Source organism: Nocardioides pacificus (assembly GCF_054775955.1).
Genome location: NZ_BAAHCI010000005.1, coordinates 1,818,943 through 1,841,547 on the forward strand (window position 1 = coordinate 1,818,943; position 22,605 = coordinate 1,841,547).

Genomic DNA, 22,605 nt, shown 5'->3' on the forward strand with positions numbered 1-22,605 from the left:
GCGTGCCCAGGCGCTGGCGGGCGGGTGTCGGTGGCGCGTGGGAGGCTGGTGACAGCCACCTGCGGGCCACAGGTAAGGATCGATTCACAGGTCGCTGACCTGGGAAAACAGTATCCACAGATTCTGTTTTCGCTCTTGTGTTCGCAGATGCGGGTCGGGAAGAATCGGGGCCATGACCACCAGCCCCGACCTCGGCGAGGTCCTCGCAGAGCTCCTCGGCGAGCCCCGTGAGGAGGACGCCTGGGTCGATGACCTCGACCCGGCCGCGACCCTGGGTGGGCTGGAGTCGATGACCGCCCGGCGCCGCGCCCTGCAGGTCGAGGACCTGCTGCTGGTCGCGCACTGGGCCGACCTGCACGCCAGCGATCCACGCACCGAGCCCGGTGCCAACGGCCGCCGCGTCTGGGCCGGCGGATCAGGGTCCAGGAAATCAGGGTCCAGGAGCGCAGGTGTGGGTGGGGACCGGCTGGTCCGGGTCGGGGGCGAGGGCACCCCGCGGGTGCGTGAGCTCGCCCTGTGTGAGCTCGCGGTAGCCCGCCAGTGCCACCCGCTGGCGGCGCGCAAGGTCACCGCCGACGTCCTCGACCTGCGCCACCGCCTGCCGTTGACGTGGGCCCGGTTCACCACCGGGGCCGTGGAGCAGTGGCTGGTGTGCAAGGTCGCGGCCCTGACCCGCGAGCTCCCGCACGCGGTCGTGGGTTTGGTCGATGCCGCGGTCGCGGCCTGTGTGGCCACCGAGTCGCCCTCGCGGGTGCTGGCGATCTGTGCGGCCAAGATCATCGAGGCCGACCCCGCCGCGCACGCGAAGCGGGTCGCGGCCGAACAGGCCCGGCGCTTCGTGTCCCTGACCCGCACCGACGCCACCGGCCTGCGCCACGTGATCGCCCGGGTCACCGCCGGCGACGCCGCCTGGGTCGATGCCACCGTGGACCGCGTCGCCGACATCCTTGCCACCCAACACCCCGACACCGGCCGCGACCTGCTCCGCTCCCAAGCGTTCGGCTGGCTGGGACGCCCCGCCGAGCTCCTCCAACTCCTCCTCGAAGCCGCACAGCCCGAAGACGAGACCCAGCCCCAGGCACCCGAGGCCCCCTCTCGTGCGTTGGCGTTCCCCGCCGACCTCCTCGACACCCTGCGCGCCATCGACCCGGCCCGGTTGCGTCCGGGCGCGGTGCTCTACGTCCACCTCCACGAGGCCGCCCTGGCCGGGCTGGTCCCCGGCGTCGCCCGCGTCGAGGACCTCGGCCCCCTCGCGCTCACCCAGTTGCGTGAACTGCTGGGGCACACCCAGATCACTCTCAAACCGGTCATCGACCTGCGCGAGACGACCTCGGTCAACGCCTACGAGCACCCCGTCGCGATGCGCGAGCGGATCACCCTGCGCACCCCCGGCGAGGTGTTCCCCCACGCGACCCGGATCAGCCGCCGCCTCGACCTCGACCACGCCACCCCCTACCGGGCACAAGGACCACCAGGCCAGACGCCGCCAGGCCAGACCGGCGAGCACAACACCGCACCCCTGTCCCGCACCACCCACCGCGCCAAGACCCACCTGGGCTACCACCTCACCCAGACCGGCCCAGGCATCTACCTGTGGCGCACCCCCCACGGCCTGCACCGCCTCGTCGACTCCCACGGCACCCACCCCATCGACGCCCGCACCGCCCACCACCTCACCCACGGCATCCACGTCCACCGCTTCACCTGGCGCCAGCTCCAGGCTTTCCGACCGTTCCCGGATGTGACGTAACCTTGCCTGTTGTGGCAGGCCCCGATTACGACCAGAAGATCAAGCAGCTCCAGGCGACGATGCACACCATCGAGCAGGTGCTCGACATCGATGCGATGCGCGTCGAGATCGGGCGCCTCGGCGAGGAGGTCGCCGCGCCCGACTTGTGGGACGACCAGGCCAACGCGACACGGGTGACCGGACGGCTCTCGCTGCTCCAGGGCCAGGTCGACCGGTTCGTCGAGCTCAGCGAGCGCATCGACGACCTTGCGATCATGGTCGAGCTCGCTCAGGACGAGAGCGACGCCGACTCCTTGGCCGAGGTCGACCGGGATCTGGAGAAGATCACCAAGGCCGTCGACGGCCTCGAGGTCCGCACCCTGCTCTCCGGTGAGTACGACGCGCGCGAGGCGCTGGTGATGATCCGCGCCGGCGCCGGCGGCGTCGACGCAGCGGACTTCGCCGAGACCCTGATGCGCATGTACACGCGCTGGGCCGAGCAGCACGGCTACCCCGTGGAGGTCTTCGACACCTCCTACGCCGAGGAGGCCGGGCTCAAGTCCGCCACCTTCGCGATCCACGCGCCCTATGCCTACGGCACGCTCTCCGTCGAGGCCGGCACCCACCGCCTCGTCCGGATCAGCCCCTTCGACAACCAGGGTCGCCGCCAGACCAGCTTCGCAGCGGTCGAGGTCGTCCCGGTGCTCGAGCAGACCGACGAGATCGAGGTGCCCGACGAGGAGATCCGCGTCGACGTCTACCGCTCCGGTGGCCCGGGCGGTCAGTCGGTCAACACGACCGACTCCGCCGTACGCCTGACCCACATCCCGACCGGGACCGTCGTCAGCTGCCAGAACGAGAAGAGCCAGCTGCAGAACAAGGCGTCCGCCATGGTCGTGCTCAAGGCCAAGCTGCTCGCGCTCAAGAAGGCCGAGGAGAAGGCCCACCTCGACGGCCTGCGTGGAGACGTCCAGGCGTCGTGGGGTGACCAGATGCGCAACTACGTGCTGAACCCCTACCAGGTGGTCAAGGACCTGCGCACCGGCTACGAGTCGGGCAACCCGCAGGCCGTCTTCGACGGTGACATCGACCCGTTCCTCGAGGCGGGCATCCGCTGGCGCCGCGGCGCGGACAAGGCCGAGGAGAACTAGCCCGCCGCGGCGGCCGTCACGACGTTCGCACACCACACGTCGGCGCGCTCCAGCAGCGCGTCGGCGGTGCCGTCCGCCGACACCGAGCAGGTCAGCCACGCGTCACCGAAGAGTCCGCGGTACGACGCCTCGGTCGGCGCGCCGGACGCTGATCCCTCGCACACCCGAGCCAGCGACGGCGACCCGAACGCCGGCGCCTGGGCGATCACCCGGCAGCCCTTCTCCCGCCCGAGCTGGCGGACCAGCTGTCCTGCTCGCTCACGCGTGAGGGGTGGGACGAAGACCCAGGCGCGGGCCTGCGCCCCGTCGGCGGCCGTGAAGACGCAGCCGAACTCGTGCGCGACATCGGTGAGGCCCTCCCTCACCTCGAGCGGATCCCCATTGCCGTAGTCCTCCGTCGACGCAGCCGGGCCGCCGAGCGCGTCCTCGACGGCCGCCTGGGGCACGGCGGCGCAGAAGGCGGCCCGCGGCACGGTCATGGTCGTCAGATCGAGCTCGCCGAGCGGCGTGGCCACCACCGTCGGCTCGGCGGCGGGGGGCGTGTCGTCGTCCCCGTCGCCCGTGCAACTGGCTGCGCTCAGCACGACCAGGCAGGCGAGGGCGGGAAGGACTCGGGGCATGCGGGCCAAGATACGACGCCCGGGCTCCGACGGGGGTCCCCGGGGCGTGACCCCCACTCGACTACCCTCGGCCCAGTGATTCGCTTCGAGAAGGTCACCAAGACCTACCCCGGCCAGGGCCGCTCTGCGCTCGACCAGATCTCGGTCGACGTCGAGAAGGGCGAGTTCGTCTTCCTGGTCGGCACCTCCGGCTCCGGCAAGTCGACGTTCCTGCGGCTCGTGCTGCGTGAGCACCGGCCCACCAGCGGGCGGGTCTACGTCGCCGGCAAGGAGATCAACCGCCTCGCCGGCTGGAAGGTGCCTCGGCTGCGCCGTGACATCGGCACGGTGTTCCAGGATTTCCGGCTGCTGCCGAACAAGACCGTCAACGAGAACGTCGCCTTCGCGCTGCAGGTGATCGGCAAGCCGCGCAAGGAGATCAACGCGCTGGTCCCCGAGACCCTGGAGCTCGTCGGCCTGGAGGGCAAGGGCGACCGGCTGCCCGACGAGCTCTCCGGCGGTGAGCAGCAGCGCGTCGCCATCGCCCGTGCGTTCGTCAACCGCCCGATGATCCTCATTGCCGACGAGCCCACCGGCAACCTGGACCCCACCACCTCGGTGGGGATCATGAAGCTGCTGGACCGGATCAACCGGACCGGCACCACGGTCCTGATGGCCACCCACGACGCCGGCATCGTCGACCAGATGCGCAAGCGCGTCATCGAGCTCGAGGACGGTCGCGTCATCCGCGACCAGGCCCAGGGCGTCTACGGCTTCCAGAACTGACCGCACCCTTCCCCCGAAGAGAGTTTCCCCTCCATGCAGCTCCGCTACGTCTTCTCCGAGCTCGGCCAGGGCCTGCGTCGCAACCTGTCGATGCACATCGCGGTCGTGCTCACCCTCTTCGTCTCCCTGACCCTCGTCGGCCTCGGTGTCCTGCTCAACCAGCAGGCGGCCAAGGCGGCCGACCACTGGGGGAGCCAGCTGCAGATCACGGTGTGGCTGTGCACCGCCCAGGACGACAACCCGGCCTGCGCCGGCGAGGTGACCGACGTCCAGAAGGAGGCGATCCTGGCCAAGGTCGAGGAGAGCCCCGAGGTCGCCGGCTCGCACGTGGAGTCCAAGGAGGAGGCCTTCGAGAAGGTCAAGGAGCTCCTCGGGCCGGAGAAGTTCGACGGCCCCAACCCCGCCGCCACGGCCGAGGCCATGCCCGAGTCGATCTGGATCGAGCTGAAGAACCCCGACGAGTACGAGGGTGTGGTGAGCGCCGTCCAAGGCCTGGACGGCGTCTCCGGGATCCGCGACCTGCGTGACGTCCTCGAGCCGATCTACGGGTCGATCAACGCCCTGCAGTGGGGCGCGCTCGGCACCGCCGCCTTCCTCGTGCTCGCGGCCCTGCTCCTCGTGGGCAACACGATCCGGCTCGCGGCGTTCGCCCGCCGCAAGGAGATCGGCATCATGCGCCTGGTCGGGGCCTCCACGCTCTACATCGCCCTGCCGTTCCTCCTCGAGGCCGTGGTGACCGCGTTCATCGGCGTGGCGCTCGCCGCCGGGGCCCTCGGCGGGTTCATGTACTTCGGCATCCACGAGCGCGCGGGCGACTCGCTGAAGTTCATGCCCTGGATCGGGATGGAGGAGTACGGCTGGGCCGTGCTGGCCGTCGCGGTGCTGGGGCCGGTGCTCACGCTGCTTCCGACACTCGTGTTGACCCGCAAATACCTCAAAGTCTGACCTCGCTCGGTTACGGTCGACCCAGTTCATCCTCTCGCCACAAACGAAGGTCTACCGGTGCGCTCCTTCCCCCGTGCCGCACGCCGTCGCCTGCCCGCTGCCACCGCAGCGTTCGCTCTGGCGCTCGGCGCGCTGACGTCTCCTGCTGCCTCGACCTCCGCCACCTCGTCCATGTCGGCCTCCCTGAGGGCTGCCGACGACCTCGAGGACAAGCAGCAGAAGGTCGAGAAGCAGATCGACCGCGCCCACGACGACCTCGACGAGTCCAGCGCCGCCTACCGTCGGGCCGCGACCAAGCTCGGCAGCGCCCAGACCTCGCTCACGACGGCACGCACGCATCTCCAGGAGGTCCGGGCCCGGCTGTTCGCGGCGCGGCTCAAGGACGCCCGGATGAAGGCTGCGCTCGCCAAGGCCGAGGAGCGTCTGACGACCGCCCGCGAGGCACTCGTGACCAGCCAGGACGACGTCGAGGACCAGCGTGGCGTGGTCTCCGGCGTGGTGACCTCCTTCTACAAGGACGGCGACCCCGAGCTGCTGGCGTTCGCCTCGGCCCTCGGCGCGGAGGACCCCGCCGACCTCACCCGCGGCACCAAGGCTCGTGACGTCATCGTCGGCCAGGAGACGCGGGCCTACGACGACCTGCGCGCCACTGAGGTGCTCCTGGGGGTGAAGGAGAAGTCCGTCGCGCGGGCGCGCAACCAGGTCGCCACGCAGCGCGAGGCTGCCGCGGACCAACTGGTGACCGTGCGCGAGACCACCCAGGAGGCGTGGGCGGCCACCGCCAGCGTGCGCAAGCTGGTCGAGTCGCGTCGTACCGCCGCCACGCAGGCCAACCGGATCAAGGCCCGCGACCAGCGCATCCTCAAGCGCCTGGAGCGCGAGGAGGACAAGATCCAGGACATGCTGCGCCGCCGCGCCGCCCAGGCCAAGCGTCAGGCCGGCGGCAACCAGCGGGTCTCGAACCCCGGCGGCTTCCTCAGCTGGCCGGTCGCGAACAGCTATGTCACCTCGGCGTTCGGCATGCGCACGCACCCGATCCACGGCTACTACTCCCTGCACGACGGCACGGACTTCGGCGTGGCCTGCGGGCAGCCGCTCTACGCCGCGGCCGACGGGCGGGTCGCCTCGCGCTACTACCAGACCGCCTACGGCAACCGGCTCATCGTCGACCACGGCTACGTGCGCGGCGTCGGGCTCGCCTCGATCTACAACCACGCGAGCCGGTACGTCGTGGGCGCGGGGGAGCGGGTCAAGCGCGGCCAGCTGATCGGCTACGTCGGCAACACCGGCTGGTCGACCGGGTGCCACCTGCACTACACCGTGATGGTCAACGGCAACCCGGTGAACCCGATGAGCTGGCTCTGACCAACCGACTTGCCACCACTTGAGAGAATGGACCACATGGTCAAGGAGCAGGGCCTCAAGATGGTCGCGCAGAACAAGAAGGCTCGCCACGACTACCACATCGAGGACACCTACGAGGCGGGCATGGTGCTCGTCGGCACCGAGGTGAAGTCGCTGCGAGCCGGGCGCGCCTCGCTGGTCGACGGGTTCGTCGAGATCGACGGTCACGAGGCGTGGCTGCACGGCGTCCACATCCCGGAGTACAGCCAGGGCACGTGGACCAACCACTCCGCGCGGCGCAAGCGCAAGCTGCTGCTGAACCGCCAGGAGATCGACAAGATCGAGCGCCGGGTCAACGAGAAGGGCCTGACGGTGGTCCCGCTGTCGATCTACTTCAAGGACGGCCGAGCCAAGATCGAGATCGCCCTCGCCAAGGGCAAGAAGTCGTGGGACAAGCGGCAGACCATCGCCGAGCGCACGGCCAACCGGGAGAAGGAGGCGGCCCTCGGGCGCCACCTCAAGGGCATGGACTGACGCGTGAGTGAGCCCATCGAGGCCACCCGCGCGTTCGCCCGCGACCTCGGGCTGCCCGGGCTCTTCGACATCCACACCCACTTCCTGCCACCGCGGGTGATGACGAAGATCCGTGCCCAGTTCGACGCGGCCGGACCGCTGATCGGGCGGCCCTGGCCGCTGCGCTACCGCGACACGGACGAGGCGCTCGTCGACACGCTGCGCGCCCTCGGCGTACGACGCTTCACGGCGCTGCCCTACGCCCACCGTCCCGACATGGCGGAGTTCCTCAACGACTGGGCGGCAGACTTCGCCCAGCGCGTGCCCGAGGCGCTGAGCTGCGCGACGCTCTTCCCCGAGCCAGGCGTCGAGGACTATGTCGCTCGTCGCATCGAACAGGGCGCGGAGGTCTTCAAGGTCCACGTCCAGGTCGGTGCCTTCCACGTCACCGACCCGCTCCTCGACCGGGCCTGGGGCGTCCTTGCCGAGGCGGGGACGCCGGTCGTCCTGCACGCCGGCTCCGGCCCGGTGCCCACCGAGCACACCGGCCCCGGGCCGGTCGCCGAGCTGCTGGAGCGCCACCCCGGGCTGTGCCTGGTCATCGCCCACATGGGCGCGCCCGAGTACGCCGAGTTCCTGGGGCTGGCCGAGCGCTACGAGCGGGTCCACCTCGACACCACGATGGCGTTCACGGCGTTCTTCGAGGAGATGGGCGGGCCCTACCCGGCCGAGCTCGTGGCCCGGCTGGGCGACCTGGGCGACAAGGTCCTGCTGGGCTCGGACTTCCCCAACATCCCCTATCCCTACCTCGACCAGCTCGAGGGGCTCGCCCGCCTCGGCCTGGGTGACGACTGGCTGCGCGGGGTCTGCTGGCACAACGCCAACCGGCTGCTGGGCCGGCCGGGGGAATAGTTGTCGCCCCCGGCTTGCTGAAGCACGTAGACTGCCAAGCAGTTCGACAACTCAAGAGGGGCTGATCGGTTTCGACTTGGGACGTTAGTCCCAGGGGAAGCGGGTCGAGGAGCCAGCGTTATCTCGTTAACGATCGCTGGAAACCAATAACTGCCGAAAACAAGCGCAGTAACTTCGCTCTCACTGCCTGAGCAGTGATCGAAGGGTCGGTCTGGGGGCGCCTCCGCTCCAATCGCCGGCCTCATCTAGGAGGCTTGCTGATCAACGCGCGTCAGGGGTGTTGATCGGGACTTTTTCCTGACTGAGTCTGTCGGTGACCTGTTCGTGGGAGCACCGGGACTGAGAAGACGCCATCACGAACTGCACCCGGAGAAGCCCTGGTACGACGCTCGAGGACGCGGGTTCGATTCCCGCCAGCTCCACTCTCTCGCTCGTTCGCCCTCTTGAACGACAGCCGCTCCGACACTCGTCGGAGCGGCTGTCGTGCTTGCGCCCGGGGGTCAGGCGGTCAGCCACCTGACGACGTCGCCGCCGCTCCATCCGTGCGGGTGCAGGGCGCCCAGCTCGCGGGCGCCCGCGAGGTCGGAGCCGAGGGTCACCAGGGCTGGCTCGACCTGGCCCTCGGAGCGCAGTTGAGCAAGGCCGACGTCGGCCGTCAGGGCGTTGCACAGGCAGCTTCGGCCCGCGGTGTCCGCAGCATCACCGCCCTTGCGCACGTACATGTGGACAGGCTCGCTCGGGCACCGGTAGCCGATGGCACCGCTCTCGCTGCGGTACGGCGTGCGCAGGTAGCCGAGGTCGCATAGCCGGGGGCGCTCGTCGTACACCGCCGGGTCGGAGAGTGTCGCCGGCAGCTGGGCCACCTTGAACGGGAATCCGGTGGGGGAGACCCGGGCGTCGGTGCGTACCTGCAGCTGGCCGGAGGCGGCCCGGTCGCGCACGTCGTCGCGCAGTGAGGCATCGAGGCCGGACTCGGCCGCGAGCGCGAAGAGCGTGCCGACCTGGATCCCCGCCGCGCCGGCAGCGAGGGCCTCGCGCAGGCGCTCCGGCGTGCCCTGTCCGCCGGCGAGCCAGAAGGGGATGCCGAGCGCAGCGACCTTGGCGAGGTCGACAGCGTCGCGCGGGCCGTAGACCGGCTGGTCGAGCTCGTCCAGGGCGCCCCGACCCCGCGGTGGAGCGTTGTGGCCGCCCGCCTCGGGGGCCTCGATGACGAACCCGTCGGGGCGTGTGGTGGTGTCGCGGGCGAGGTAGGCGGCCAGAACCGTGGCGGAGATGATCGCCAGGAAGCGTGGGCGGCGCAAGACCGGGACGGGCACCCCGAGCAACGTCGCGGGGTCGACCGTGACGCGGTGCTGCGCCTCGGCACCGAGTACGTCGACACCCACGCTCCCGCTGCGGCCGGCGGCCAGGTCGGTGAGCAGCGTGGGGATCTCGCGGGGGACGCCGGCCCCCATGAGCACCGTGTCCACCCCCGCCAGCATCGCGCCGAAGGCTGCGGCCGGGGTGGCCATCTGCACCTTCTCCAGGTAGTTGATGCCGACCGGCCCGTCGTGGCCCTCCTTGGCGAGCCAGACCTCGACGAAGTTGCCGACCACGGCGAGCTCCTGCTGGCCCGGTCCCTGGCGCAGCGTGAGCTTGGGGACGGGGCGGTACTTCTCCTCGAGAGCGCGGCCCTCCGCGCGGAAGTAGCGCTCCAGCACCCGGTCGGCCATGGCCGGATCCGGGAACTGGTCGAGCGCCCGGCGCACGGCACCGTCGCGGTCGCCGTCCTGAAGGCGGCGCGCGACGACGGTGTCGAGGGCGGTCCCGGACACCACCCCCAGCTGACCGGCTCGGGAGACGGCACGCGCCAGCCGCCACGAGGAGACGCCGACCCCCATCCCGCCTTGGATGATCGTGCACTGCTGCGGGTCCGACCCCATCGAGGACTCCTGTCCGCTACTTACGGTTACGTAGGTTACGGAACCGTAGGTTGTCATGGCCATTGAGCTGCCCGTAGGGGCCAAGGGCCCGGATTTCTGCCGGTGGGGCGCGCAGATGAGAGGACGTTCATCTTCGTCTCACGGCCGGCTCACTCGCCACGCCCACACTTCGAGGCGTACTCAGGAACCCGCGCAACGAAAGGCACCCCATGTCGAAGATCCGCTCCACCACCGCCACCCTCGGCGCGGCAGCGCTGCTCATCGCCCCGCTCAGCCTCATGTCTGCCCCGGCGCACGCCGACGGGCCGGAGAAGAAGCGGGAGTTCCGCATCGCGGGCGCCGAGATCGACTTCAGCGTGGAGAAGGACGACGGGCGCTTCGAGGTCGAGGTCGACATCGACGACGCACGGCCGGGGAGCCGGTGGCGGGTGATCCTCAAGCACGACGGCAAGCGCTTCCACAACCGCGTGCACCGCGCCGACGGCGACGGCGACATCGAGATCGATCGCAAGCGTGGCGACACGCGTGGAGCCGACGTGTTCAAGGTCCGGGTCAAGCAGGTCGGCGGCGGCGCCAAGGGGCGGACGATCCGGATGCGCTGATCGAGGTCGGGGTCGACCTCCCTGCCTCGCTCATCGCGACTGACGCACCGCCTGATCGACCGAGAGCCGCTTCGACACGCGTCGGAGCGGCTCTCGTGCGTGCTGGCGCTGCGTCAATTCGTGGAGAACCGGGCGACTGTTCTTGATTTGTTCAAGTTCACCCGACAGGCTGTCCCACCATGAAGCCCGAAGAGCTGCTGCGGACAGCCGGACTGCGCGTGACGCAGCCCCGCCTGGCTGTCCTGCGCGCGGTCGGTGAGAGCCCGCACGCGGACACGGCGACGGTCCTGGACGCCGTACGTCGCGATCTCGCGAGCGTCTCCCACCAAGCGGTGTACGACGTGCTGGACGCCCTGACGCGGACGGGGGTCGTGCGCCGGATCCAGCCCGCCGGCTCGCCGGCCCGCTACGAGCTGCGCGTGGGCGACAACCACCACCACGTGGTCTGCCGCCAGTGCGGCGCGGTGGCCGACGTGGACTGCGCCGTCGGCGCCGCCCCGTGCCTCACCGCCGACCACGACCACGGCTTCGCGATCGAGGAAGCCGAAGTGACCTATTGGGGCACCTGCCCCGCCTGCGCCTGACCGACCAGTCCGCACCTTGAGGAAGAGGAACCCCATGACCGACCACCCGGAGCACCCCGAGAGCCCGCAGGGCCTGGACCGGAAGGCGGAGGCCGGCTGCCCCGTCATGCACGACTCGGCCACTGCGGAGGGCAGCGAGAGCGAGAACCCCGCGATCGACTCGCCGACCCCCAAGACGGGTGGACGCCCCCGGTCCAACAAGGACTGGTGGCCCGACATGCTGGACCTCAACGTCCTGCACGCCAACCCGGCCGCGGGCAACCCGCTCGGCGCTGACTTCGACTACCGCGCGGCCTTCGCCCAGCTCGACGTCGACGAGCTCAAGCGCGACATCGTCGAGACCCTGCGCACCTCCCAGGACTGGTGGCCGGCCGACTTCGGCCACTACGGCGGTCTGATGATCCGGATGAGCTGGCACGCGGCCGGCACCTACCGCGTCTTCGACGGTCGGGGCGGCGCGGGCGACGGCGGGCAGCGCTTCGCCCCGCTGAACAGCTGGCCCGACAACGCCAACCTCGACAAGGCCCGCCGCCTGCTCTGGCCGGTGAAGAAGAAGTACGGCCAGAAGGTCTCCTGGGCGGACCTGATCGTGCTCGCCGGCACCGTGGCGATGGAGGACATGGGCTTCGAGAACTTCGGCTTCGCCTTCGGCCGCGAGGACGTCTGGGAGCCCGAGGAGATCTTCTGGGGTCCCGAGGACACCTGGCTGGGCGACGAGCGGTACGGCGACAGCGAGGAGCGCAGCCTCCCCGACCCGTTCGGCGCTGTCCAGATGGGCCTCATCTACGTCAACCCCGAGGGCCCGGCCGGCAACCCGGACCCGCTGGCCTCCGCACGCGACATCCGCGACACGTTCGCCCGGATGGCGATGAACGACGAGGAGACCGTCGCCCTGATCGCCGGCGGCCACACCTTCGGCAAGACGCACGGCGCCGGCGACGCGGACGCCCACGTCGGTCCCGAGCCCGAGGGCGCGCCCCTCGAGAACCAGGGCCTGGGCTGGCTCAGCACCCACGGCAGCGGAAAGGCCGGCGACACCATCACGTCGGGCCTGGAGGTCACCTGGACCTACCACCCGACCCGCTGGGACGGCGAGTTCTTCCACATCCTCTACGCCTACGAGTGGGAGCTGATGGAGTCCCCGGCCGGGGCGAAGCAGTGGCGACCCCAGCACGGCGCCGGCGCCGACATGGTCCCGGGCGCCCACGAGGGCGACCCGCGTCGCGAGCCGCGGATGCTCACCTCCGACCTGGCACTGCGGATGGATCCTGAGTACGACAAGATCTCGCGCCGGTTCAAGGACAACCCCGAGGAGTTCCGCCTGGCGTTCGCCAAGGCCTGGTACAAGCTCCTCCACCGCGACATGGGTCCCGTGGGTCCGCACATGCTCGGCCCCTGGGTCCCCGAGGCGCAGATCTGGCAGGACCCGGTCCCGGCCGTCGACCACGAGCTGGTCGACGAGGCCGACATCGCGGCCCTGAAGGACGCGCTGCTCGCGGAGCTGTCGGTCTCGCAGCTGGTGCGTACGGCGTGGGCCTCGGCGGCCAGCTTCCGTCGTACGGACAAGCGTGGTGGCGCCAACGGCGCCCGCATCCGCCTCGAGCCGATGCGCAGCTGGGAGGTCAACGAGCCGGAGCGCCTGGCGGTCGTCCTCGAGACGCTCGAGCGTGTCCAGCAGGACTTCAACGCCAAGCAGGCCGGAAGCGGCAAGTCGGTCTCCCTTGCCGACCTGATCGTTCTCGGCGGCGTCGCCGCGGTCGAGAAGGCCGCCCGGGACGCCGGTGTCGAGGTGAGCGTGGCGTTCACGCCGGGCCGCACCGACGCCACCCAGGAGCAGACCGAGGTCGACTCGGTGCGCTACCTCGAGCCGCGCGCCGACGGGTTCCGCAACTACGTGCGCAACGGCGAGAAGCTCCGTCCGGAGACGCTGCTCGTGGACCGGGCCTACATGCTCGGCCTCACCGCACCTGAGATGACCGTCCTCGTCGGTGGCCTGCGGGCCCTCGGCGGCAACGTGGGGGACACCGACCACGGTGTGCTCACCGACCGTCCGGGCGTGCTGACCGCAGACTTCTTCGCCAACCTGCTCTCGCCGGGCACCGTGTGGAAGGCCTCCCAGGACAGCGAGAACGTCTTCGACATCGTCGACGCGGCGAGCGGGGAGCGGAAGTGGACGGCCACGGCGGTCGACCTGGTCTTCGGGTCCAACTCGCAGCTGCGGGCGCTCTCGGAGGTCTACGCCAGCGACGACGCCCACGAGAAGTTCGTCCACGACTTCGCGGCCGCCTGGGCCAAGGTCATGGACAACGACCGGTTCGACCTGGCCTGACGCGTTCGACAGCCCTGTTCGACAGCCGCCCCGACTCCTGTCGGGGCGGCTGTCGCGTTGAGAGGACGTGCGGCGCGCTCGTCTCTCACCGGGGTGCGCTGATCGCCTCGCTCACGAAGCGACCGGCCCGGGTGAAGTTCTCCTGCAGGTCGTAGTCGGCCTGCTGGCGCCAGTAGCGGATGGTGGACACATAGACGGCGCCGACCATCTCGGCGAGGAACCGCAGCGGGTAGTCCGCGCGCACCTCCTCGCGCTCCAGCCCCACCTCGAGGATGCGCAGCACCTGCGTCGTGAAGAGATCGGTGTGCTCCGCGACGACGTCCGGCGCCAGGAAGGTGCGCTCGAACTCGGCCGTGGCCGCCCGCAGGTAGCCGGGGCGGCGCTCGGTCGACCTCACGAAGTCGGCGAACAGCTCGCTGACCCGGGCCTGGGTGCTCAGGTCCCGGGCGAGCACGTCGTCCACCAGGAGCGCGAGGTCGGACATGTGCTCCGCGTAGAGCGCATGCACCAGGTCGGCCTTCGTGCCGAAGTAGTTGAAGAACGTGGCGCGCGAGACGTCGGCGCGATCGGCGATCGCCTCCACGGTCGTGAACTGCTCGTGCTCGGCGAGCTCACCGCGCGCGGCGTCGAGGAGGCGCTCGCGGGTCGCGCGCTTGTTGCGCTCGCGCCGCCCCAGCCGATCAATGCCGGGTGGCCCGGCGCCCGGTGACTCGGCGCCCGGTGACTCTGCGCGCTGCTCGTCCATCGTCGCCCCATTTCTGAAACCTGTTCCATTTTGCTGGATTGCAGTCTAACTTTGGCCTCCCATCCAGAAAAGGGAGGCGCGCGTGCCTGAGAGCAGTGTGGTGCCAAAGGGCGCCGAAGCCGAGATCAAGACCACCGAGCTGGACCTCGACCAGGTGGCCCCGTTGCTGGCGGCGTGGATCGGCGACCAGGTCGGCGCGGACGCGACGCCGCAGGTGCGCTCGCTCCGCCGCCCCGAGCACTCGGGGATGTCGAGCATCTCGGTGCTGGTGGACGTGGCCTGGACCGAGGCCGGCGAGGGGCGCAGCGCCGAGCTCGTGGCACGCCTGGCCCCCGAGGACTCCGCGTTCCCGGTCTTCCCCACCTACGACCTGCAGCGCCAGTACGACGTGATGAGGCAGGTCCGGGCCCGTTCGTCGCTGCCGGTGCCGCAGGTCCGGTGGGTCGAGCCGAGCGGGGAGGTGCTGGGCGTCCCCTTCCTGGTGATGGACCGTGCCTCCGGTCGGGCGCCGGTCGACAACCCGCCGTACGTCTTCGACGGCTGGCTCCTCGACCTCGATCGGCCGGGGCAACAGGAGGTCCAGCGAGCCAGCGTCCAGGTGCTCGCCCAGCTGCACAGCATCCCTGACCCGGCCAGCGTCGTCGCGCCGCTGCCGGGCGAGCCCGCCGCGTCGCACCTGCGCCGCCACGTCGACCAGGAGCGCGACTACTACGAATGGACCCGCCGCACCGACGGTCTGCGGATCCCGGTGTTGGAGCGCGCCTTCGACTGGCTGGAGCGGCACTGGCCGGCGGATCTCTCTCCTGACGTCGTGTGCTGGGGGGGATGCTCGGATCGGCAACATCCTCTACCAGGAGGCCTCGCCGGTCGCCGTGCTGGATTGGGAGTCGGCCGTCCTCGCGCCCCGTGAGCTCGACCTGGGATGGTTCCTGTTCTTCCACCGGATGTTCCAGGACATCGCCGAGGTGTTCGAGGTGCCCGGGCTGCCGCACCTGTTCCGCCGTGACGAGGTGGTCGCGCAGTACGAGGAGGCGGCCGGCGCCGCGGTGCGTGACCTCGACTTCTACCTCGTCTACGCCGCGCTGCGCCACGGGATCGTCATGTCCCAGATCGAGCGCCGGCGCGTGCACTTCGGCGAGGTCGAGCCACACGAGGACCTCGACGCCTACGTACTGCACCACCAGATGCTCTCCGACCTGATCGACGGCACCTACTCCTGGGAGAAGTGATGAAGCCCCACCCGCTCGACGAGTTCCCGGTCCACCAGACCCCGCTGTCGATGGCGCGCACCGCGACCACCGACAAGAACTTCTACGACCGCAACTACTTCAACGCCCACGACCGCGACGGCGGCACCTACCTGATCTCCGGGTTCGGGGTCTACCCGAACCTCGGCGTGGTGGACGCCTTCGCGACGATACGACGGGGGGACCAGCAGCGGGCCGTCCGCTTCTCCGACGGCATCGATCAGCGCACCACCGAGAGCCGGGTCGGCGGCTACCACCTCGAGGTCATCGAGCCGCTCGCCAAGGTGCGGATGGTCTGCGAGCACGACGACCTGTCCTTCGACCTCACCTGGGACGGCTCCTTCGACGCGGTCCTGGAGGAGCTCCACATGAACCTCGACGCCTTCCGGCCGATCCTGGAGGCGACGCGCTTCGCCCAGGTCGGCACCTGGTCGGGCACCATCTCCGCCTTCGGCGAGGACGTCGCGGTCGACGACTCGCTGTGGCTCGGCACCCGCGACCGCTCCTGGGGCATCCGTCCCTCGGGTGACCCGGACCCGGCCGGCCGGCTCGAGGCCCGCCCCCGCGAGGGCCACTGGTGGACCTATGTGCCGCTCCGCTTCGACGACTACATGCTGGTGCTCATCGCCCAGGAGGACCCCGACGGCTACCGCACGCTGAACGTCGCCAAGCGGGTGTGGCGCGACGGGCGGGTCGAGCAGCTCGGCTGGCCGCGCTTCGAGACGCGCTACCGCTCCGGCACCCGGATGCCGGTCGGCGCCACCATCACCTCGCACACCGCCGCAGGCGAGACGCTGGTCGTGGAGGTCGAGCCACACACCCACATCAGCCTGACCGCCGGCTGCGGGTATGTCGGCGACTCCCGCTGGCAGCACGGCCAGTGGAAGGGCTACGACTGGGCGGAGTCGATCAGCTACGACCTCGCTGACCAGGACTACCTGAGCATGCTGCCCTACGGCACCCTGGACCACGTCGCCCGCGCCACCTGCAACGGCGACGTCGGGTGGGGCATGTTCGAGCACGCGGCGCTGGGCCGCCACGACCCGTCGGGCTTCGAGGGCTGGGTCGACATGGCGCCCTGAGAGGCGAACGACGAGCAGTCGTCGTGCCCGGTCGGTCAGGCCAGCTGCAGCGTGGTGAGGCAGGTGGGGTCGTCGTCGCCGGTGGCGAAGTCGACCTCACCGGTCTTCCCGTCGTAGGTCACGCGCAGGGTGCCCTCGATGTCGCGGGGCAGCCAGAACCCGGTGAAGCCGTTGTCGAACGTCGTGCGCGTCTCGTCGACGAGCACCTCGTCGCCTGCCTCGTCGACGATCTCGACCTCGATCTCCTCGGCCGACAGCTCGCCGGTGCAGGTGGTCAGCGAGTGGTTGAAGCACTCGTGGGTCTGGTCGACGTAGGGGGCGACCGACAGGTAGAACGTGTCCTCCGGGACGTCGAGGGCGACCTCCTCGTCGCCGGAGGTGAGCAGCAGCTCGCTCGGTCGCACCGACGCCATCAGGTCGGTGGGGCGGTCCTTCCCGCCCAGTCGGTCGAGGTAGTCGATGACCTCGACGGTGTCCATGCCCTCCAGGTCGTAGTCGGCCAGCACCTGCTCGGTGGCTGAGGCCGACGCCGGCCCGGAGGTCGACGAGTTGGGTTCGTCGTTCTCGCTCGAGCAGCCGGTGAGCGTCACGGCAAGTCCGAGTGCGAGCGCGAGGGCGGGGGCGGTCAGCGGGCGGTTCGACATCTTCCTCATGTTGCCACGGTCGCTCATGTCGACACGTTCTCCCTGTGGCCCAAGGTCCCGTCTCCTCGGCCCAAGGTCCCCTTCTCATCCGTTGTGCCCCCGTCGGGCAGGATGCGCCCATGGAACTCACGTACTTCCGCCTCGACGGAGAGGCCCTCGTGCCCACCGACGTGGCCCGTAGCGGCTGGGGCGCCGACCACATCCACGGTGTCGCGGTCAGTGGGGCGCTCGCCCGGGGCATCGAGATGTGCCTCGACGCGACGGGGCGTGACGACCTCCAGGCGGCGCGCTACACCGCAGACCTCTTCCGTGCGGTGACCACGCAGCCGTGCGTGGTGACCGCCGAGGTGGTCCGGGAGGGACCCCGGCTCTGCCTCATCGACGCGGTCCTCACCCAGGACGGGCGTCCGGCCGCCCGAGCCAGCGCGATCTTCCTCAAGCCCACGCAGAACGCGCCGGGCGAGGTGTGGAGCCCTGCGGAGCGACCGGTCCCGCCGCCCGAGGACGTCGTGCCCCCCTCCGACGAGCCGCGGGTGCCCTTCCTCAGCAGCGCGGCCGGCTGGTCGCAGGACTTCCGCGAGCACCAGAACGCCTCGCACAAGCAGTCGTGGACCAATGCGGTGCCAGTCGTCGACGGCGAGCCGATCACGCCCTTCCAGGCGGTCGCGGCCTGCGCGGACGGCATCAACCTGGTCAGCAACTGGGGGACCGGGGGAGTGGAGTACATCAACACCGACATCACTCTCACTCTCGCCCGCCCACCCGTCGGGGTCGAGATCGGCCTCTCCGCGATGGACCGGGTCGAGAACGCCGGCATCGCGGTCGGCACCGCCGCCGTCTTCGACCGCGCCGGCCCGCTGGGCAACGTCGTGGCGACCTCCCTGGCCAACGCGAAGCGCGCGGTGGACCTGGCCGGCAAGATGGCGGAGGACGAGTCGCGCCGCAGTGCGAACGTCTAGCGGGCGACGCGTGAGGGCGGCGCGAGTCCACGATGTGACCCGCGTCTCTCCAGACCCTCCCCTCGGATGAGAACTCGTTCTAGTCTGCGGGCGTGGCCCACAACATCGCTGACCTGTTCGAGCACGCCGTCGACGCCGTACCCGACCGGCTCTGTGTCCGGTGCGGCGATCGCACGCTGACCTACGCGGACGTCGAGGCCGAGGCCAACCGGCTCGCGCACTTCCTCGACTCGCGCGGGGTGCGCCCCGGCGAGCACGTCGGGATCTACGCCAAGAACGGCGTCGAGTACGTCGTGGCGTTCTTCGCCGTGCACAAGCTGCGGGCAGTCGCGGTCAACGTCAACTACCGCTACGTGGAGGGCGAGCTCGACTACCTCTTCGGCGATGCCGACCTCGTCGCGCTGATCCACGACCGGACCTACGCACCGCTGGTGGAGCGGGTCCTGGCCAAGCACCCCGGCGTGCACACGGTGGTGGCCGCCCCCGACCCGATGGAGCCCGACGACAGCTCCGACATCTCCGGGTACGGCGGGGTCACCTGGGCCGACGCCGTGGCCGGGCAGAGCGCGGAGCGCGACTTCGAGGAGCGCAGCGGCGACGACCTGCTGATCATCTACACCGGAGGGACCACCGGCTATCCCAAGGGCGTGATGTGGCGCTCGGAGGACTACTGGCGCTCCTTCGGCGGCGGGATCGACTTCTACTCCCAGGAGCCGCTCGAGGAGATGGACCAGTCCCGGCAGGCGGCGACCAACACGGCGATGCTGGTCTTCCCGATCAGCCCGCTGATGCACGGCGGGGGCCAGGCGGCGATGCTGCTCCACCTCTTCGCAGGCCACGGCTGCGTGCTGATCCCGGCCTTCGACGCCGAACGGATCTGGTCGATCGTCGAGCGTGATGCGGTCAACCTGCTCTTCATCACCGGCGACGCGATGGCGCGGCCGCTGATCGAGTCCTTCGAGGAGCACCCCTGCGACGCCTCGTCGCTGTTCGCGGTGGCCAGCAGCGCGGCGGTGTTCAGCCGGCCGGTGAAGGAGCGCTGGATGGCGGCCTTCCCCCACCTCGTGCTCACCGACTCGGTGGGGGCCTCCGAGACCGGTTTCCAGGGCGTGGGGATCCAGGAGAAGGACAAGCTCGGCACCGAGGGTGTCGTGGTGCCGATGGGGCCCGGCACCGTCGTCCTCGACGAGATGAACCAGCTCGTCGACCCCTCCGCCGTCGGTGCGGTGGGTCGTCTGGGACGCGGGGGGAACATCCCGCTCGGCTACTACAAGGACGAGGCCAAGACCCGCAACACGTTCCTGGAGGTGGACGGCCGGCGCTACTCGGTGCCCGGCGACTTCGCCCGGATCGAGGAGGGCGGCCGGATCACGCTGCTCGGGCGCGGGTCGAACTGCATCAACACCGGCGGCGAGAAGGTGTTCCCCGAGGAGGTCGAGATGGCGCTCAAGGGCCATCCCGACGTCTTCGACGTCCTCGTCCTCGGCACCGAGGACGAGCGCTTCGGTCAGCGGGTGACCGCGCTGGTGCAGCCCCGCGACGGCGCCCACATCGACCTCGAGTCCCTGCAGGCGCACCTGCGTCCGCTGCTCTCGGGCTACAAGCTCCCGCGCTCGCTGGTGCTCGTCGACGAGGTACCGCGGCATGTGACGGGCAAGGCGGACTACGCCAGTGCGCGGACGCTGGTAGCGGCTGAGGGCTGATCCACACAAGGGCTGGCCTCTGGTGGTCTGGACCGGCACAATGGCCCGTCACCTGACCCGACGTCCGGGTCGGCGTCCTGCCCCAGCTCTCGGAGAACCATGTCGTCACGTCGCCCCCGCCCTGCCCTCTGGTCCTTGCTGGCCCTGGCCCTCCTGCCGCTCACGCTGCTCCATGCTCCGGTCGCCGCGTCCGCGGCGGAGCCGACCACCACCGCGCTGAGCGGCACGAGCGCCCCCGCGGATGCGGCGACCACGCTCAGCGTCCTCGTCGCGACCGCCGCCGGCCAGCCGCTCGCGGGAGTGCCGGTGACTTTGGAGCGCCGGGTCGGCGGCGTGTGGCAGCCGCTGGGTGCCGGGCTGGTCACCGACGCCGAGGGTCGGGCCACGACCACCGCGACGCTGTCCCGCGCGGTCGCGGACAACGTCTTCCGGGCCACCTATCCCGGCGACGCGACGTACGCACCCTCGGCCTCGGGGCCCGTGCAGGTGGCCCTGGTGAAGCGGGCGAGCCGCCTCACCCTGGCGGGGCCCAGGCGGTTGGTCGACGAGCGCTCGGCCACCCTCCGGGTGCGCTGGGTGACCGGCGCCGGCGAGCCGGTGAGCGGTCCGGTCCGGATCCAGACCCGGGCCGGCGGCAAGTGGCGCAACCGGGCGCGCGTCCGCACTGACGCCCAGGGCCACGCCTCCCTGTCGGTCCGCCCGCGCAGCGACGGCCGCTGGCGCGCCGTGACGGCGGGCCTGGGCTGGGTGAAGGGCGACAGGAGCTCGGTCCTCGCCATCGACAACGTCCCGCCCGGAGAACCCGTCGCCCTGCCGCGCAACGCGCCGAGGCCCCGCCGCAAGCTCCCCCCGCAGCCCCACGCCGTCGGCGTCGGCGCCAACCCGACCGTGAGCCGCATCTCGGGCAAGGTCTGGCGTCAGATGACCGGCATCTCCTGGCGCCGCGGCTGTCCGGTCGGTCGGGCCGGGCTGCGGCACCTGCGGGTGAACTACTGGGACTACGACGGCTATCGCCGCCGGGGCGAGATGATCGTCGCGGCCTCCGCGGCGGACCGGGTGGCTCGAGCCCTGCGCGGCATGTACGACGCGAGGCTGCCGATCCGGTCGATGTACCGCATCGACCGCTTCGGCTACTCCGCCAAGCTGCGCGGGGGCAACGACTACGCCTCGATGGCGGCCGGCAACAGCTCGGCGTTCAACTGCCGCAACGTCGTCAACAAGCCGGGCGTGCGCTCGCCGCACTCCTACGGACGCTCCGTGGACATCAACCCCTGGGAGAACCCTTACCGCTCGCGCACCGGCCTCGTGCCCAACACCTGGTGGCACAGCCGCAGCCACTCCCGGGTCGCCTGGCGCTCGCGCGACCACCGGGTGGTGCGGCTGATGTCGCAGCACGGCCTGCGCTGGACCTACGGCACCGGCGACAGCCACCACTTCGACGCGCTCACCTCGAGCGGCCGGGTGGTGCGCGACCCGAGATGCTCCGGCGTCTGTCACTGATGGGCCTCGGCTCACGAGCGCGCCGATGAGCTGCGTCTTCTGCGCGGTGTCGGCGGGGGAGAGCCCTGCCGACACCGTGCTCGAGACCGGCGACCTGGTGGCCTTCCTCGACCAGCGTCCGCTCTTCAAGGGGCACGTGCTGCTGGTGCCGCGCCTCCACGTGGAGACGCTGCCCGAGCTGCCGGCGGCGCTGCGCGACCCGTTCCTGGCCGCCGGCCAGCGGCTGGCGACGGCGATGGTCGAGGGGCTGGGAGCCCAAGGCTCGTTCCTGGCCATCAACAACACGGTGAGCCAGTCCGTGCCCCACCTGCACCTGCACGTCGTGCCGCGCACCAAGGGCGACGGTCTGCGCGGCTTCTTCTGGCCCCGGCACAAGTACGCCTCGTCCGAGGAGCGGAGCCAGTACGCCGCGCGGTTGCGGGCCGCTCTAGAGTGAGCGTCGGTCCACCCCCAAGCGTCGAGGAGCAGAGTCTGATGGGTCGTTTTGACGGTCGAGTCGCAGTCATCACCGGAGCCGCGCGCGGCATCGGGTTCGGCACCGCCCAGCGTTTCGCCGACGAGGGCGCAGCGGTCGCCATCATCGACCTCGACGAGGCCGCCGCCTCCGAGGCCGCTGGGCGCCTCGGCGCCACGAAGGCCGTCGGGATCGGCTGCGACGTCGCCGACGCGGCCTCGGTAGACGCCGCGATCGCCCGGGTCGTCGAGGAGCTCGGCGGGATCCACATCCTGGTCAACAACGCCGGCGTCACCCGCGACAACCTGCTGTTCAAGATGTCCGAGGACGACTGGGACATCGTGATGAACGTCCACCTCAAGGGTGCGTTCCTGATGACGAAGGCCGCCCAGAAGCACTTCGTCGAGCAGAAGTACGGCAAGATCCTCAACCTCTCGAGCGTCTCCTCGCTCGGCAACCGCGGCCAGGCCAACTACTCCGCCGCCAAGATGGGCATCCAGGGCTTCACCCGCACGCTGGGCATCGAGCTCGGCCCCTTCGGGATCAACGCCAACGCGATCGCGCCCGGCTTCATCGCCACCGAGATGACCGACGCCACGGCCGCCCGCCTGAAGATGGACGTCGAGGAGTTCCGCAAGCTCAACGCCGAGGCCAACCCCGTCAAGCGGGTCGGCTTCCCCGAGGACATCGCGGCCGCCGCGGCGTTCCTGTGCAGCGACGAGGCGTCCTACATCACCGGCCAGACGCTGTACGTCGACGGTGGCGCCAAGCTCGGCTGAGCCCCCGCGTCAGCGCAGCCTCACCCGGGCGCGCCTCCCCGTCTGCGGGGTGGCGCGCCCGCACACTTGTCAGTGA

The 22,605-nt window shown here is 70.5% G+C and carries 21 protein-coding genes, 1 other RNA gene and 1 pseudogene; 19 read left to right on the forward strand and 4 right to left on the reverse strand.

Annotation, left to right across the window (positions count from 1 at the left end):
* The first annotated feature begins 172 nt into the window (after nucleotides 1-172).
* Both ACYU7L_RS11395 and prfB read left to right on the forward strand, forming a co-directional pair.
* On the forward strand, nucleotides 173-1,750 hold the full coding sequence (locus tag ACYU7L_RS11395; protein WP_460796414.1) for a hypothetical protein: 1,578 nt from the start codon (nucleotides 173-175) through the stop codon (nucleotides 1,748-1,750).
* Nucleotides 1,751-1,761: 11 nt separating this feature from the next.
* Nucleotides 1,762-2,880: a peptide chain release factor 2 gene (prfB, locus tag ACYU7L_RS11400; RefSeq protein ID WP_460796416.1), complete on the forward strand. Its 1,119-nt coding sequence runs from the start codon at nucleotides 1,762-1,764 to the stop codon at nucleotides 2,878-2,880.
* Here prfB and ACYU7L_RS11405 read toward each other — a convergent pair.
* The gene (locus tag ACYU7L_RS11405) at nucleotides 2,877-3,500 is read right to left on the reverse strand and encodes a hypothetical protein (RefSeq protein WP_460796419.1); all 624 of its coding nucleotides are present in this window, start codon (nucleotides 3,498-3,500) and stop codon (nucleotides 2,877-2,879) included. The genes prfB and ACYU7L_RS11405 overlap by 4 nt on opposite strands.
* A 75-nt stretch (nucleotides 3,501-3,575) precedes the next feature.
* On the opposite strand from ACYU7L_RS11405, the gene ftsE reads away from it, so the two are divergent.
* The 6 genes from ftsE to ssrA all read left to right on the forward strand — a co-directional run bounded on the left by ftsE (nucleotide 3,576) and on the right by ssrA (nucleotide 8,404).
* Nucleotides 3,576-4,265: a cell division ATP-binding protein FtsE gene (gene ftsE, locus ACYU7L_RS11410; protein WP_460796422.1), complete on the forward strand. Its 690-nt coding sequence runs from the start codon at nucleotides 3,576-3,578 to the stop codon at nucleotides 4,263-4,265.
* Nucleotides 4,266-4,298: 33 nt separating this feature from the next.
* Nucleotides 4,299-5,210 carry a permease-like cell division protein FtsX gene (gene ftsX / locus ACYU7L_RS11415; RefSeq protein WP_460796424.1) on the forward strand — a complete coding sequence of 304 codons (912 nt, stop codon included), beginning with the start codon at nucleotides 4,299-4,301 and terminating at the stop codon, nucleotides 5,208-5,210.
* 57 nt (nucleotides 5,211-5,267) lie between these two features.
* A complete protein-coding gene (locus tag ACYU7L_RS11420) occupies nucleotides 5,268-6,575 on the forward strand; it encodes a peptidoglycan DD-metalloendopeptidase family protein (RefSeq protein WP_460796426.1) in 1,308 nt (435 codons plus the stop codon).
* A 36-nt stretch (nucleotides 6,576-6,611) separates the two neighbouring features.
* Nucleotides 6,612-7,088, forward strand: coding sequence for an SsrA-binding protein SmpB (gene smpB, locus ACYU7L_RS11425; RefSeq protein WP_460796428.1), 477 nt, complete (start codon nucleotides 6,612-6,614; stop codon nucleotides 7,086-7,088).
* 3 nt (nucleotides 7,089-7,091) lie between these two features.
* Nucleotides 7,092-7,979: an amidohydrolase family protein gene (locus ACYU7L_RS11430; RefSeq protein ID WP_460796430.1), complete on the forward strand. Its 888-nt coding sequence runs from the start codon at nucleotides 7,092-7,094 to the stop codon at nucleotides 7,977-7,979.
* Nucleotides 7,980-8,036: 57 nt separating this feature from the next.
* Nucleotides 8,037-8,404, forward strand: a transfer-messenger RNA (tmRNA) gene (ssrA, locus tag ACYU7L_RS11435).
* A gap of 75 nt (nucleotides 8,405-8,479) precedes the next feature.
* On the opposite strand, the gene ACYU7L_RS11440 is transcribed toward ssrA, so the two are convergent.
* A complete protein-coding gene (locus tag ACYU7L_RS11440; protein WP_460796432.1) occupies nucleotides 8,480-9,901 on the reverse strand; it encodes a nitronate monooxygenase in 1,422 nt (473 codons plus the stop codon).
* A 209-nt stretch (nucleotides 9,902-10,110) separates the two neighbouring features.
* Here ACYU7L_RS11440 and ACYU7L_RS11445 point away from each other — a divergent pair, with 209 nt between their 5' ends.
* From ACYU7L_RS11445 to katG, 3 genes are all read left to right on the forward strand, one after another.
* On the forward strand, nucleotides 10,111-10,503 hold the full coding sequence (locus ACYU7L_RS11445; protein WP_460796434.1) for a hypothetical protein: 393 nt from the start codon (nucleotides 10,111-10,113) through the stop codon (nucleotides 10,501-10,503).
* Nucleotides 10,504-10,682: 179 nt separating this feature from the next.
* A complete protein-coding gene (locus ACYU7L_RS11450; RefSeq protein ID WP_460796436.1) occupies nucleotides 10,683-11,087 on the forward strand; it encodes a Fur family transcriptional regulator in 405 nt (134 codons plus the stop codon).
* A gap of 34 nt (nucleotides 11,088-11,121) precedes the next feature.
* Entirely contained in the window at nucleotides 11,122-13,416 is a 2,295-nt protein-coding gene (gene katG / locus ACYU7L_RS11455; protein WP_460796438.1) for a catalase/peroxidase HPI, read from the forward strand.
* An 85-nt stretch (nucleotides 13,417-13,501) separates the two neighbouring features.
* On the opposite strand, the gene ACYU7L_RS11460 is transcribed toward katG, so the two are convergent.
* Nucleotides 13,502-14,161, reverse strand: coding sequence for a TetR/AcrR family transcriptional regulator (locus ACYU7L_RS11460; protein WP_460796441.1), 660 nt, complete (start codon nucleotides 14,159-14,161; stop codon nucleotides 13,502-13,504).
* Between the two features lie 82 nt (nucleotides 14,162-14,243).
* On the opposite strand from ACYU7L_RS11460, the gene ACYU7L_RS11465 reads away from it, so the two are divergent.
* Genes ACYU7L_RS11465 through ACYU7L_RS11475 form a run of 3 tightly spaced genes read left to right on the forward strand, consistent with a single transcriptional unit; the run spans nucleotide 14,244 to nucleotide 16,490 of the window.
* Nucleotides 14,244-15,071, forward strand: coding sequence for a phosphotransferase family protein (locus ACYU7L_RS11465; protein ID WP_460796444.1), 828 nt, complete (start codon nucleotides 14,244-14,246; stop codon nucleotides 15,069-15,071).
* Nucleotides 15,034-15,390 carry a hypothetical protein gene (locus ACYU7L_RS11470; protein WP_460796449.1) on the forward strand — a complete coding sequence of 119 codons (357 nt, stop codon included), beginning with the start codon at nucleotides 15,034-15,036 and terminating at the stop codon, nucleotides 15,388-15,390. Before ACYU7L_RS11465 ends, ACYU7L_RS11470 begins: the two co-directional genes overlap by 38 nt.
* Nucleotides 15,390-16,490 carry a hypothetical protein gene (locus ACYU7L_RS11475; RefSeq protein WP_460796453.1) on the forward strand — a complete coding sequence of 367 codons (1,101 nt, stop codon included), beginning with the start codon at nucleotides 15,390-15,392 and terminating at the stop codon, nucleotides 16,488-16,490. Before ACYU7L_RS11470 ends, ACYU7L_RS11475 begins: the two co-directional genes overlap by 1 nt.
* Before the next feature lie 35 nt (nucleotides 16,491-16,525).
* On the opposite strand, the gene ACYU7L_RS11480 is transcribed toward ACYU7L_RS11475, so the two are convergent.
* On the reverse strand, nucleotides 16,526-17,143 hold the full coding sequence (locus tag ACYU7L_RS11480) for a CueP family metal-binding protein (protein ID WP_460796458.1): 618 nt from the start codon (nucleotides 17,141-17,143) through the stop codon (nucleotides 16,526-16,528).
* Nucleotides 17,144-17,253: 110 nt separating this feature from the next.
* Here ACYU7L_RS11480 and ACYU7L_RS11485 point away from each other — a divergent pair, with 110 nt between their 5' ends.
* The 5 genes and pseudogenes from ACYU7L_RS11485 (at nucleotide 17,254) to ACYU7L_RS11505 (ending at nucleotide 22,529) form a co-directional block, all read left to right on the forward strand.
* Entirely contained in the window at nucleotides 17,254-18,093 is an 840-nt protein-coding gene (locus ACYU7L_RS11485) for an acyl-CoA thioesterase domain-containing protein (RefSeq protein WP_460796461.1), read from the forward strand.
* Between the two features lie 92 nt (nucleotides 18,094-18,185).
* Nucleotides 18,186-19,796 (forward strand): acyl-CoA synthetase, encoded by a 1,611-nt coding sequence (locus ACYU7L_RS11490; RefSeq protein ID WP_460796463.1) that lies wholly within the window; start codon nucleotides 18,186-18,188, stop codon nucleotides 19,794-19,796.
* A gap of 135 nt (nucleotides 19,797-19,931) precedes the next feature.
* Complete coding sequence (locus ACYU7L_RS11495) at nucleotides 19,932-21,296, forward strand: M15 family metallopeptidase (protein WP_460796465.1); 1,365 nt, start codon at nucleotides 19,932-19,934, stop codon at nucleotides 21,294-21,296.
* A gap of 13 nt (nucleotides 21,297-21,309) precedes the next feature.
* A pseudogene (locus ACYU7L_RS11500) lies at nucleotides 21,310-21,732 on the forward strand (HIT family protein); the annotation flags it as partial.
* Between the two features lie 38 nt (nucleotides 21,733-21,770).
* Nucleotides 21,771-22,529 (forward strand): SDR family NAD(P)-dependent oxidoreductase, encoded by a 759-nt coding sequence (locus ACYU7L_RS11505; RefSeq protein WP_460796467.1) that lies wholly within the window; start codon nucleotides 21,771-21,773, stop codon nucleotides 22,527-22,529.
* Nucleotides 22,530-22,605 lie beyond the last annotated feature (76 nt).

Coding starts and splice junctions, on each gene's coding strand:
- ACYU7L_RS11450 (WP_460796436.1), top strand. CDS start 10,683: ATGAAGCCCGAAGAGCTGCTGCGGACAGCCGGACTGCGCGTGACGCAG.
- ACYU7L_RS11505 (WP_460796467.1), top strand. CDS start 21,771: ATGGGTCGTTTTGACGGTCGAGTCGCAGTCATCACCGGAGCCGCGCGC.
- ACYU7L_RS11485 (WP_460796461.1), top strand. CDS start 17,254: ATGGAACTCACGTACTTCCGCCTCGACGGAGAGGCCCTCGTGCCCACC.
- katG (WP_460796438.1), top strand. CDS start 11,122: ATGACCGACCACCCGGAGCACCCCGAGAGCCCGCAGGGCCTGGACCGG.
- ACYU7L_RS11460 (WP_460796441.1), bottom strand. CDS start 14,161: ATGGACGAGCAGCGCGCAGAGTCACCGGGCGCCGAGTCACCGGGCGCC.
- ACYU7L_RS11395 (WP_460796414.1), top strand. CDS start 173: ATGACCACCAGCCCCGACCTCGGCGAGGTCCTCGCAGAGCTCCTCGGC.
- ACYU7L_RS11440 (WP_460796432.1), bottom strand. CDS start 9,901: ATGGGGTCGGACCCGCAGCAGTGCACGATCATCCAAGGCGGGATGGGG.
- ACYU7L_RS11475 (WP_460796453.1), top strand. CDS start 15,390: ATGAAGCCCCACCCGCTCGACGAGTTCCCGGTCCACCAGACCCCGCTG.
- smpB (WP_460796428.1), top strand. CDS start 6,612: ATGGTCAAGGAGCAGGGCCTCAAGATGGTCGCGCAGAACAAGAAGGCT.
- ACYU7L_RS11480 (WP_460796458.1), bottom strand. CDS start 17,143: ATGAGGAAGATGTCGAACCGCCCGCTGACCGCCCCCGCCCTCGCGCTC.
- ftsX (WP_460796424.1), top strand. CDS start 4,299: ATGCAGCTCCGCTACGTCTTCTCCGAGCTCGGCCAGGGCCTGCGTCGC.
- ACYU7L_RS11405 (WP_460796419.1), bottom strand. CDS start 3,500: ATGCCCCGAGTCCTTCCCGCCCTCGCCTGCCTGGTCGTGCTGAGCGCA.
- ACYU7L_RS11445 (WP_460796434.1), top strand. CDS start 10,111: ATGTCGAAGATCCGCTCCACCACCGCCACCCTCGGCGCGGCAGCGCTG.